Annotated in this window: 7 protein-coding genes; 6 read left to right on the top strand and 1 reads right to left on the bottom strand. The window is 43.8% G+C overall.

Going from position 1 to position 12,142, the window contains the following annotated elements; translation table 11 throughout:
- Positions 1 to 328: 328 nt before the first annotated feature.
- Positions 329 to 1,366 carry an Rpn family recombination-promoting nuclease/putative transposase gene (locus H8716_RS03535; RefSeq protein ID WP_249307124.1) on the top strand — a complete coding sequence of 346 codons (1,038 nt, stop codon included), beginning with the start codon at positions 329 to 331 and terminating at the stop codon, positions 1,364 to 1,366.
- A 92-nt stretch (positions 1,367 to 1,458) separates the two neighbouring features.
- Here the strand turns inward: H8716_RS03535 and H8716_RS03530 are convergent, their stop codons facing one another.
- Positions 1,459 to 3,009, bottom strand: coding sequence for an ABC-F family ATP-binding cassette domain-containing protein (locus H8716_RS03530; protein WP_249307123.1), 1,551 nt, complete (start codon positions 3,007 to 3,009; stop codon positions 1,459 to 1,461).
- Between the two features lie 339 nt (positions 3,010 to 3,348).
- On the opposite strand from H8716_RS03530, the gene H8716_RS03520 reads away from it, so the two are divergent.
- The 5 genes from H8716_RS03520 to H8716_RS03500 all read left to right on the top strand — a co-directional run bounded on the left by H8716_RS03520 (position 3,349) and on the right by H8716_RS03500 (position 12,019).
- The gene (locus tag H8716_RS03520; protein ID WP_249307122.1) at positions 3,349 to 4,500 is read left to right on the top strand and encodes a Gfo/Idh/MocA family protein; all 1,152 of its coding nucleotides are present in this window, start codon (positions 3,349 to 3,351) and stop codon (positions 4,498 to 4,500) included.
- A 130-nt stretch (positions 4,501 to 4,630) separates the two neighbouring features.
- The gene (locus tag H8716_RS03515) at positions 4,631 to 5,983 is read left to right on the top strand and encodes an MATE family efflux transporter (RefSeq protein ID WP_249307121.1); all 1,353 of its coding nucleotides are present in this window, start codon (positions 4,631 to 4,633) and stop codon (positions 5,981 to 5,983) included.
- 107 nt (positions 5,984 to 6,090) lie between these two features.
- Positions 6,091 to 6,576 carry a MarR family winged helix-turn-helix transcriptional regulator gene (locus tag H8716_RS03510; protein ID WP_249307120.1) on the top strand — a complete coding sequence of 162 codons (486 nt, stop codon included), beginning with the start codon at positions 6,091 to 6,093 and terminating at the stop codon, positions 6,574 to 6,576.
- The gene (locus H8716_RS03505) at positions 6,560 to 11,032 is read left to right on the top strand and encodes an efflux RND transporter permease subunit (protein ID WP_249307119.1); all 4,473 of its coding nucleotides are present in this window, start codon (positions 6,560 to 6,562) and stop codon (positions 11,030 to 11,032) included. Before H8716_RS03510 ends, H8716_RS03505 begins: the two co-directional genes overlap by 17 nt.
- 144 nt (positions 11,033 to 11,176) lie before the next feature.
- Positions 11,177 to 12,019 (top strand): Mrp/NBP35 family ATP-binding protein, encoded by an 843-nt coding sequence (locus H8716_RS03500; protein ID WP_249307118.1) that lies wholly within the window; start codon positions 11,177 to 11,179, stop codon positions 12,017 to 12,019.
- The last annotated feature ends 123 nt before the right edge of the window (positions 12,020 to 12,142 follow it).

Here is a 12,142-nt window from a genome sequence, read left to right as displayed (position 1 = left end):
TTTCTGCGGATCATTTTTTATGGAATGAGGAGAGTGCTTATATGGAGCGTCAAAATAATAGCATAGAACCTTTGAAACATAAATAATAATATAAATTTATTAATAAAAAGTTACGTATCATATTGACAAAAATGGAAACAAAGAATATTATATGAATAAAGCATATTGTTTCATTTCACAGTGCATGACACTGTCAGAATTCTTATCACATTTCAGAAATCTTATGCTTTCAAACAATGAAGAATGCAGGAAGACTGGGATGCGATACAGAAGAAAATGATCCAGAAGCTGTTCCATTCCGGTGCAATGCCAGAAGGGAAAAGTAAATATGGGAAGATTAGACATTTGTACGAAAGATTATGTGGAGGATAACAATGTATTTGCAGATGTATTCAATTTTTTCCTTTATGAAGGAGAACAGCGAATCAGACCGGAAATGCTCATGTCAGTGGATACTGCTGAGGTCACAATACCATATAACGAAGATGGAAACAATGTACCATCGCAAAAATTCAGAGATAAGATGAAGATTTTATCTGCGAAAAAAGATATGTCTGCAGTATATCTTATTTTAGGAATGGAAAATCAAAGCGAGATTCATTATGCCATGCCTGTAAAATGCATGGTTTATGATGCATTTCAATATGCATCACAGGTAGAAAAAACAGCCAGGGATCACAGGGGGGAAAGGAGGAAGGTAAAAGAAAAGATTACATCCGGAGAATTCATGTCTGGATTTTATAAAGAAGACCGGTTAATTCCTGTTATTACACTTGTGATTTATTTTGGAACGGATGAATGGGATGGACCGAGAACCTTACAGCAGATGTACATGATGCAGAATGAAAAATTACTGCCATTCATGCCTGATTATAAAATCAATTTACTGGTGCCGCAGGAGATGAGTGATGAAGAAATAGAACGTTTTCAGACAGATTTTCGGGAAGTAATGCTTTTTTGTAAGTATATGAAGGACAGGGAAAAATTACAGGAAATCATAGATACAGATCCGGCATACCGAAATATGGAACGCAGCGCCGCCCGTGTAATAGAAGCAGCGGCAAAGATAGAATTAAAAAATGAGGAAAACGAGGAGAAGATTAACGTGTGTGAAGGAATTCAGGGGATGATAGATGATGCGGTAGAGGAAGAACGAAAAAGGATGTGCGAAGGAATTCAGGGAATGATAGATGACGCAGTAGAAGCGGAAAGAAAGCGTTCAGAATCTAAATTTGAAGAAGAAAAGAAGAAAGTGTATATGCTAATTGTTGAATTAAGAAAAAAAGGACGAGATGATGAGATTGAAAAAGTGCTTTTGAATAAAGAATACTGTCAGTTATTACTGAAGGAATATGGAATGAGCTAATTGATCTGCAAGTAGAAAGCTGGCTGGCGCCAATCAAGAAAAACAGATGATTGGGTGTCAGCCAGTTATTATGTTAAAAATCTGAGTGAATCTTACAGTTTTGTACTCCATTCCTGGCAGTTCCAGACTTTTGTCACTACATCCTGATAGAATTCCGGTTCGTGGCAGATGAGGAGAATACTTCCTTTATATTCTTTCAGGGCACGTTTCAGTTCATCTTTGGCATCTACGTCCAGATGGTTAGTCGGTTCGTCCAGAAGCAGGATATTGGTTGGCTGATTCAGAATCTTGCACAGACGCACCTTTGCCTGTTCGCCGCCGGAGAGGACACGTACCTGGCTTTCGATGTGTTCGGTGGTCAGTCCGCATTTGGCAAGGGCGGAGCGCACTTCGAACTGATTGAAAGCCGGGAATTCCTGCCAGATCTCTTCAATACAGGTAGTGGTATTGCCTGCCGGAGTTTCCTGCTCAAAGTATCCGATATACTGGTAATCTCCCAGAGTAACGGATCCGGAGAATGGTTTGATCAATCCAAGAATGCTCTTTAACAGAGTAGTTTTACCGATACCGTTGGCCCCCACCAGGGCAATGCGCTCCCCTCGCTCCATAGAGATATTCAGTGGTCTGGTCAGAGGATCATCGTAACCAATGACCAGATCTTTTGTCTCAAAGATTATTTTTCCAGAAGCTCTGGCAGCCTGAAAATGGAATTCTGGCTTCGGTTTTTCTTTTGCCAGTTCGATGACATCCATTTTATCCAGCTTCTTCTGACGAGACATGGCCATATTCCGGGTGGCAACGCTGGCCTTGTTGCGGGCGACGAAGTCCTTGAGATCCCGGATCTCTTGCTGCTGGCGATTGTAGGCAGCTTCTAGCTGAGCTTTTTTCATGGCATAGACTTCCTGGAACTTGTCATAATCTCCAGGATAACGATCCAGAGACTTATTTTCCATATGATAGATCAGATTAATGACGCTGTTCAGGAATGGAATGTCATGGGAGATCAGAATAAATGCATTCTCATAATCATTCAGATAACGCTTCAACCATTCAATATGCTGTTCGTCCAGATAGTTGGTTGGCTCGTCCAGAAGCAGGATATCCGGTTTTTCCAGAAGCAGTTTTCCCATCAGTACTTTGGTACGCTGCCCACCGGACAGATCCGTAACATCCCGGTCAAGACCGATATCCACAAGACCAAGGGCACGGCCGATTTCTTCCACTTTGGCATCAATCATATAGAAATCATGATGCTCCAGCAGCTCCTGAATGGTTCCGGTCTCTTCCAGCAGCTTTTCCATCTCTTCCGGAGAAGCTTCACCCATCTGTTCGAACATTCGGTTCATATCCGCTTCCATATCAAACAGATAAGAAAAAGCAGACTTTAACACATCGCGGATGGTCATACCTTTTTCCAGAACCGCATGCTGATCCAGATAGCCGACACGGACATTCTTTGCCCATTCCACCGTTCCTTCATCCGGCATCAGATGTCCGGTAATAATATTCATAAACGTAGACTTTCCTTCTCCATTGGCACCGATCAGACCAATGTGCTCACCCTTTAACAGACGGAAAGATACATTCTCAAAAATAGCACGGTCACCAAAACCGTGGCTTAAATTCTTTACCTCTAAAATCATAAAAACTCCTTATACAGATTATTTCAAAAAACAACGTGTTTACAGCACACTCACGAATTATCATAACGAAAAAATATAGAATTAGCAAGAAAAATAAAGTGAAATGCAGATTGCACCGGAATTTGGTCTGAACTTTGATCCAAGCCACCTGATCTGGCAGGGCATTACACCGCATATTTTTCTTTAGGATTTTGCAGATAAGGTGTATCATGTACATATGAAGGATGCTGCGGTTACATTAGATGGAAGAAGCGATCTTCTTGGTTCTCATATTGATTTCCGTGCATCTGATTTCAAATTTGACGATGCAATCGCAAACTAAAGGGGGAAGGAAGAACAATGGGTGACAGAAAAAGACTGAGATATGGTATGGTTGGCGGTGGCCTTGGCGCATTTATCGGTGCGGTACACAGAAGAGCCATTGCACTGGAGGAAACAGCAGATCTTGTGGCAGCCTGCTTCAGTTCCAGAGAAGAAAAAAACAAAGAAACCGGAGAGTTCTATGGAATTGCGCAGGATAGGTTATATAGTTCCTATGAGGAAATGGCAAAGGCAGAAAGCGCAAGAGAAGACGGAATTGATTTTGTATCTATCGTGACCCCGAATGCGACCCATTATGAAGTGGCGAAAACGTTCCTGGAGGCGGGCATTCATGTGGCATGTGAAAAGCCACTCTGCTTTACTATTGAGCAGGGAGAAGAACTGGAACAGATTGCAAAAGAGAAGCATCTTATGTTTGCAGTAACCTATACCTATACCGGATATGCAATGGTAAAACTGGCAAAAGAACTGGTAGCAGCAGGTGAAATCGGTAACATTGTAAATGTAAATGCGGAATATCTGCAGGACTGGCTGATTGATGAAATCGGCGGCGGTAACCAGACTACAACGAAGATGTCTGTCTGGAGAACGGACCCGGCCAAATCCGGCATTTCCAACTGTGTGGGAGATATCGGAACCCATATCGAAGATACGGTTGCCTATATCACGGGCATGCATCCGAAAAAAGTAGCGGCAGTGTTGGATAATTACGGAATGGATCTGGATCTGAATGCCAATATCCTGGTGGAATATGACAATGGGGTTCATGGTGTATACAGCTGTTCCCAGGTGTGCGCAGGCCATCTGAATGGTCTGGTGGTACGGATTTTCGGAAGCGAAGGATCCATTGAATGGGTGCAGGAAGAACCGGATTATCTGAAAGTAACGAAAAAAGGACAGCCGGATCAGATCTATCACAGAGGAACCGGATACATAACAGGAATGGCGGCAGAAAGAAACCATATCCCGTCCGGTCATCCGGAAGGACTGACTTTTGCATTTGCCAACATCTATCATGGATTTATGAAAGATGTTCTGGAATGTGTAAATGGACACTGCCCGGAAAAGAACGGAGATTATCCGACAGTTTCTGACGGTGTGGCAGGTGTAAAATTTATTCATGCGGTAGTAGACAGCAGTAAGAATGCTTCTGTATGGACAGAAGTGTAACGTAGATTTTTTGACCAGATAAAAGAAATACCCTCTTCGTGGCATGAAAATGTCACAGGGAGGGTATTTTCTGCTATAATCAGGAAGAAATAATTTCAGTAGGTAAGAAAAAGACAGGCGGGAAGTGACAATGAAGGACAGAGAATTCTATAAAAGTTTTTTTCAATTGTATATTGTATTGGTGTTGCAGAATATTGTGACATTAAGTGTGAATCTTGCAGACAATATTATGCTGGGCGCTTATGGAGAGATTTCTTTGTCAGGAGTGACGGCGGTGAATCAGATCCAGTTCCTGTATCAGCAGCTACTGATTGCATTTGGAGACGGAATGGTGATTTTCTGCAGTCAGTATTGGGGGAAAAAGCAGATTCAGCCAATGAAAAAAGTGATTGCAATTGCCATGCGATTTGGAGTTGCTACAGCGGTAATGTTGTTTCTTGTTATCACCCTTTTTCCGGGACAGGCAATGCAGGTATTTACCACCGATGAGCGGATTATCAGAGAAGGAGTAACGTATCTTCGTACCATTCGTTTTACGTATCTGTTTTTTGCTGTGACGCAGATGCTGCTTGCGGCACTTCGCAGTACAGAAGTGGCCAAGATTGCGCTGAATTTGTCTGTTCTGGCGTTGGTAGTGAATTGTGGTATAAATTATGTACTGATTTTTGGAAGATTCGGGGCACCGGAACTTGGTGTGACCGGAGCTGCCATTGGTACGCTGACAGCCAGAATTCTGGAATGTGCGGTACTGATCGGGTACATCGTACAAAAAGAAAAGTATCTGAGACTGAAGCTGGCAGATTTTATGCAGAGAGACCAGACATTATTGAAGGATTATCTGAAAGTTCTGATGCCGCTTCTTGTATTTTCTGTCCTGTGGGGAATTAATACTGCCATGCAGACGGTGGTGCTGGGGCATATGAATTCAGCGGCAATTGCGGCCAACAGTGCAGCTTCCAATCTATATCTGGTGGTGAAATCAGCGGCCGTGGGAGCAGCTTCCGCAGCAAGCGTTATGATTGGAAAGACTATAGGAATGGGTGACGGAGAGCTGGTAAAAAGATACGCCAGAAAATTACAGATACTGTTTTTGCTTCTGGCAATAGCCGGAGGAATCCTGCTGTATTTTATCCGCATTCCGGTTCTCAGTCTGTATGATCTCAGTCCGGAAACCATGGAACTTGCCAATCAGTTTTTAATTATACTGAGTGTGGTATATGTGGCAATGGCGTATCAGATGCCAACCAATGCAGGAATTATAAAAGGTGGAGGAAGTGTGTATTTCAGTGCAAAACTGGATACTGTCTGCATCTGCCTGATTGTCATACCTTTATCCTGCTATATGGCATTTGTGGCAGGTGCTTCATCGGCAGTGGTAGTAATATGTCTGAATATTGACCAGTTTATAAAATGTGTGCCGGTGTTTTTAAAAGTAAACTACGGAAACTGGATGAAAAAGCTTACAAGAGAAGGAAACATATAATATGGGTATCTTGACAGTTACCTGTCTGCTGAGATAAAATGCTAATACTATTAGATAACTAGTACATCATATTACTAGAGAAAAAGAATTATTAAAGAGGAGTTCATATGGAGTACAGAACAGAAGAACTGGCAAAGGAATTTCTGGAGGAATTTTACCGCTTAGGAAGATTGGCACAGAGTAAAACCATCAGCCATTCTATGAAAGGAGAAGCATTTATGCTTCTGTATCTTCTTCAGAAGGGAGAAGGCGCATCGCCGGGAGAGCTGGGAAAAGCGTTAAAAAGCAGCACGGCGAGAGTGGCGGTGGCACTGAACAGTCTGGAACGGAAGAAACAGGTGATACGGAAAGTCAATGAAAAAGACCGGAGAAAGATATTGGTGGAACTGACTGAAGAGGGACGAAAAAAAGCAGAAGAGTGCAGACGTGTACCGGAAAATATGGTGACCCGTCTGATGGAACATCTGGGAGAAGAGGATGCACAGAATATGCTCCACATTATGAAGCGGATCAATGAGATCATGCCGCAGATGGAATGCCCGGATCAGATAGAAAATGCTCATGTGGGAGGCAAACATGATATCGAAGTTTAGTGTAAAGAGACCTTATACTGTCCTGGTGGGTGTGGTCCTGATTCTGGTTTTGGGATATGTATCCTTTACCAGTATGCAGACAGACCTTTTACCCGACATGAATCTGCCATATGCGATTGTGTATACAACATACATTGGGGCAAGTCCGGAAGAAGTAGAAACTACAGTTACCAGACCAATTGAACAGGCAATGGCAACCATCAGTAACATCGAAAACATCAGCTCCACTTCATCGGAGAATCTGTCTATGGTGATTCTGGAATTCGCCCAGACAGCCAATATGGATTCGATCACCGTAGATATGCGGGAAAAATTGGATCAGATCGAAGGTGCCTGGAGTGATTCGGTGGGAAATCCAATCATTATGAAGCTGAATCCGGATATGATGCCGGTCATGGTTGCGGCGCTGGAAGGAGGGGATCTGTCCCAGAGTGAGTTGACAGATCTGGTGGAGAATGAAATCCTGCCGGAACTGGAGAGTATCGAAGGTGTAGCATCTGTGTCGTCAACGGGTACGATTGAAGAACAGGTGCAGGTAGTTCTGCGGGAAGACAAGATCAGAGAGGTCAATGAAAAAGTCCGCAGTGCACTGGATAAGAAGTTTGATGATGCGCAGGCAGAATTAGAAGAGAACAAAAGTGAACTGGAAAGCGGCGAACAGTCCTTAAACAGTGGACAGGAGCAGTTGAAGACACAGACAGGAAAAGCCCAGGAGCGGATCAGTTCAGGATCCAGCCAGATGTTAAGAGGAAAGCTGGAATTAAACGAAAAGAAAAAGGAAATAGAAGACGCGTTAAGTGAACTGGATAAATCTGAGTCAGAACTGAAAACCCAGGAAGAACAGTTAGAAGAAGGAGAAAAGAACCTTCTGGCACTTCCGGCACAGAAGACAGCACTGGAGACACAGAAGACATCCATTGACCAGGCAGTGGCAGCGGTAGGAACTCTGACTGCAGATCAGGTAGAGCAGCTGAATCAGTCCATTGCCCAGCTGGAACAGGTGCTTGGAATTGCTCAAAGCGATGCGTCTGAGACAGAAGTGATAACAGAGGGAGAAACAGAACAGGAGACAGCTGCCTTGATCGAGAACAGCCCAAATCTGACTCAGGCAGCACAGGAAGAGACACTGAGTGAAGAAATAACAGCGGATCAGGACATTCAGGATGAAGTAATAACGGATCAGAATGCGCAGGATGAAGCGACGGTGGATCAGGATGTTCTGGAAAATACTGCAGAGCAGCCTGTTTTGGATGAGAGTACAGCTTCAGATGTCCCAGATGAGAATGCCGAAGCGGATGTGATACAGAATGGCACAGATCAGAATGTGCTGGAAGAGGCAGGTGCTCCGGAAGAAGCGGAACAGGAAGAAGAACTGGTTTTGGATGAATCCCGGGATGATACGAATCAGACACCGGAGATACCAGATTATGGAAGTCTGGCAGGAGATGCGGCGTCAGCGGCACAGGAAATGACAGCACTGAAGGAACAGTATGATCAGCTCGTGGAGCAGAGAAATCAACTCATTGCTCTTGGAGTGGATGTAACATTGTCTGGAAATGACCTGAAGACCAATATTGAAAAAGTGCGTTTTTCACTGATGGATACACAGAAGCAGTTAGAGGATGGCATTGCAAAGTTACAGGAGCAAATCGACAAGACTCCGGAGCAGCTGGAAACCATACAGAAGGGAAAAGATGCAGTAGAACAGGGAAAACAGCAGATTGCAGATGGAAGAACACAGTTAAATGCTGCGAAAGAACAGCTTACGGCGGCAGAAAAACAACTGGCAGATGGTGAGAACCGGCTTTCCGGTGCACAGAGCCAGATTGATGGAGCCAGGATTGATGCCACTATTGAGATGGCGGTAGGCAAAGCTCAGTTACAATCAGGTAAACAGCAGATTGAGACTGCGCTGGATCAGATAGAGGAGCAGAAGGAATCTGCTTATGATCAGTCGGATGTGACGGAACTTGTGACGACAGATCTGGTAAAAAATATCCTGTCGGCCCAGAACTTTATGATGCCGGCTGGTTACGTGACAGAAGACGGCATTGATTTTCTGGTACGTGTAGGAAATAAACTGACCAGTATGAAAGATATGGAAGATCTGGTGATTCTGGATCTGCATATGGAAGATCTGGATCCGATTAAACTGTCAGATGTGGCAGATGTGGTTATGACAGACAACAGTGATGAAATCTATGCTACAGTCAATGGCCATCCGGGCGTGATGCTGACCATGCAGAAACAGTCAGGTTATTCCACCGGAACTGTTTCGAACCGGATAAAAGAGAAGTTTACAGAACTGGAAGAAACCAAAGGAGACATTCATTTTATCAAAATGATGGATCAGGGTGTCTACATTGACATGGTAGTAGATTCTGTGATACAGAATATGCTTTCCGGTGCAGGTCTGGCAATTTTAGTGTTATTGGTATTTCTGGGAAGTTTCCGCCCGACCCTGGTCATTGCATGCTCCATACCGATCAGTATCATGACGGCAATTGTGTGTATGTATTTTAGCAATATTACGCTGAATATTATTTCTCTGTCCGGTCTTGCACTGGGAATCGGTATGCTGGTGGATAACTCCATCGTAGTAATCGAGAATATCTACAGACTGAGAAGTGAAGGATATTCCGTGAAAAAGGCAGCGGTGGAAGGCGCAAGCCAGGTAGCGGGAGCTATTGTGGCATCCACACTGACAACCATCTGTGTATTTGCACCGATTCTGTTTACAGAGGGCATTACCCGTCAGTTATTTGTAGATATGGGACTGACCATAGCCTATTCCCTGGTCGCCAGCCTGGTAGTGGCACTGACACTGGTTCCGGCTATGGCAGCAGGACTTCTGAAGAAAGGAACCGATAAGAAACACCGTATTTTTGATAAGATTCAGAATGCTTATGCAGTATTGCTGAAAGGGGCATTAAAAGTAAAAATCCTGGTAATCCTGCTGGCAGTCGGTATTCTGGTGCTGTCTGCGAAGCTGGCGGTATCTAAAGGAACGGAATTTATGGGTGACATGGAGAGCACCCAGATGTCGCTGACACTGACCACGCCAGAAGGAAGTTCTCTTGCAGATACTGCCAAAGTGGCGGATGAGGCAATCAAAAGAATCGAGACACTGGACGATGTGGAAGACATCGGCGCTATGGTATCCGGCAGCAATATGATGAGTATGATGGGATCCGGTTCCGGAAGTGATAGAGAAGTGTCTATGTATGTTATGCTGAAGGAAGATAAAAAACTGAGCAATGATGAACTGGCAGCAGTGATTCTGGATCAGACGGCAGACCTGAACTGCGAAGTAAGTGTGCAGACTTCCAATATGGATATGTCTTCTCTTGGCGGCTCCGGTATCAGTGTGATGATTAAAGGTCGTGAACTGGATAAATTAAAGGAGATCGCAACAGATGTGGCAGACATTCTGTCATCTGTGGAAGGAACCAGGAATGTGTCAGACGGTATCGAAGAGAAGACCGTAGAGATGCGTCTGGTGGTAGATAAGAACAAAGCTATGAGTTATCAACTGACCACAGCACAGATTTACCAGTTCCTGCAGCAGAAGCTGGCAGAGGCCAGCAGCGCAACCACATTGAGTACCGAATCCAATGACTATGATGTACTGGTAATCAGTGATGCAGATGAGACACTGACCCGTGACAAGATCCGTGAGCTGACCATTGAAGGTACCAATGCCGACCAGAAAAAAGAAGATGTTCCATTGTCTGAACTGGTAGAATTTGTAGATACGGAGGGATTTTCTTCAATTAATCGAGATGCACAGAACCGTTATGTCAGTGCAACTGCTGAGATTGCGGATGGTTACAATATTGGGTTGGTGTCAGCAGAAGTGGAAAAGAAGCTGGCAGATTATGAAGTACCAAAGGGATACAGCGTAACCATGAAGGGTGAGGATGAGACAATTAATGATGCTATGGGACAGGTTATGAAGATGATGATTCTGGCCATTGTGTTTATGTATTTGATTATGGTAGCGCAGTTCCAGTCACTATTATCTCCGTTTATTATTATATTTACTATTCCGCTGGCATTTACCGGAGGCTTCCTGGCACTGTATCTGACAGATAAGCCAGTCAGTGTCATTGCCATGATCGGTTTTGTCATGCTGGCAGGTATTATTGTCAATAACGGTATTGTGCTGGTGGACTATATCAATCAGCTCCGAAGAGACGGAATGCAGAAGAAAGAAGCCATTGTAGAATCGGGAAGATCCAGACTCCGTCCGGTTATCATGACAGCACTGACTACCATTCTGGGACTTTGTACCATGGCTGCCGGGAATGGAATGGGAGCAGATATGGTGCAGCCGATGGCAATCGTAACTATCGGCGGGCTGACTTACGGTACCCTGATGACCCTGTTTGTCATTCCGTGTGTCTATGATATCTTCAACCGGAACAGAGATATTACCGAAAAAGAAGAGTATTAGCTTAGCTTTAAACTGACTAAAAGCGGATTTGGTTCTTTAAAATAGCTTGAAATAGTTAGCGTTTTGGAATAGAATAAAGGAAGTTGGGGACGGAATTGTTTCGTCCCCATATTTCGCAAATAAGAATAAGAAAAGAGGATGAATATGGCAGAGAATTCTACATGCAGCAGTGCATCAAGCTGTTCAAAATCAAGTTGTGAAGGATGTCCAAGTAAGCAGAATCCACAAAGTTTCCTGGTGGATATGAATGCATTTTCAGATATAAAACATGTGATCGGTGTTGTCAGTGGAAAAGGCGGTGTAGGCAAATCTATGGTAACGGCATCACTGGCAAACCAGCTTGCGTCCAAAGGATATCGCGTAGGTATTCTGGATGCAGATATTACTGGACCGTCCATTCCGAAAATGTATGGTCTGCATCAGCCGGCAGTGGCAGATGACCAGGGCATCTACCCGGCAATTACAGACAATGATATTAAGGTGATTTCTATCAATCTGCTGATGCCGAATGAAGAATCACCGGTAATCTGGAGAGGACCGGTCATTGCAGGTATGGTAAAACAGTTCTGGAGTGACGTGATCTGGGGAGAACTGGATTATCTTCTGGTAGATATGCCTCCTGGAACAGGGGATGTGCCACTGACCGTCTTCCAGTCCCTGCCGGTAGAAGGAATTGTAATCGTATCTTCCCCACAGGATCTGGTACGTATGATTGTAAAAAAGGCATACAATATGGCAGTTACCATGAATATTCCGGTACTGGGAATTGTAGAGAACTACAGTTATCTGGCATGTCCAGACTGTGGAAAGAAGATTTCTGTATTTGGAGAAAGCCATATTGATGAGATTGCCAAAGAACTTGGCACACCGGTACTTGGAAAAATGCCGATTGATCCAGAATTTGCGCATATGGCAGACGGAAGTTTTGCACAGGCAGTGAACCCATATATTGATGATGCAGTTATGGCTTTGAGAAAATTAAAATAGATTACGGAGTAATTTACAGGCATAAAAAGAGAAACAAAAGCGGTTCGTTTCAGAGCGCGTTTGTTTCTCTTTTTTATGGATGACATAAAATTGTTCGTATTTTCACAGATACGTTTGTGCTTT

Origin of the sequence: Jingyaoa shaoxingensis, from assembly GCF_014385005.1 — a bacterium.
GTDB lineage: Bacteria > Bacillota > Clostridia > Lachnospirales > Lachnospiraceae > Marvinbryantia > Marvinbryantia shaoxingensis.
Note: the sequence above shows the minus strand (reverse complement) of the source record. Positions and strands in the feature narration are given on the sequence as shown.

Excerpts from the sequence above, each read along its gene's own strand:
- H8716_RS03500 (WP_249307118.1), top strand. The coding sequence starts at position 11,177 with ATGGCAGAGAATTCTACATGCAGCAGTGCATCAAGCTGTTCAAAATCA.
- H8716_RS03520 (WP_249307122.1), top strand. The coding sequence starts at position 3,349 with ATGGGTGACAGAAAAAGACTGAGATATGGTATGGTTGGCGGTGGCCTT.
- H8716_RS03535 (WP_249307124.1), top strand. The coding sequence starts at position 329 with ATGGGAAGATTAGACATTTGTACGAAAGATTATGTGGAGGATAACAAT.
- H8716_RS03505 (WP_249307119.1), top strand. The coding sequence starts at position 6,560 with ATGATATCGAAGTTTAGTGTAAAGAGACCTTATACTGTCCTGGTGGGT.
- H8716_RS03515 (WP_249307121.1), top strand. The coding sequence starts at position 4,631 with ATGAAGGACAGAGAATTCTATAAAAGTTTTTTTCAATTGTATATTGTA.
- H8716_RS03530 (WP_249307123.1), bottom strand. The coding sequence starts at position 3,009 with ATGATTTTAGAGGTAAAGAATTTAAGCCACGGTTTTGGTGACCGTGCT.
- H8716_RS03510 (WP_249307120.1), top strand. The coding sequence starts at position 6,091 with ATGGAGTACAGAACAGAAGAACTGGCAAAGGAATTTCTGGAGGAATTT.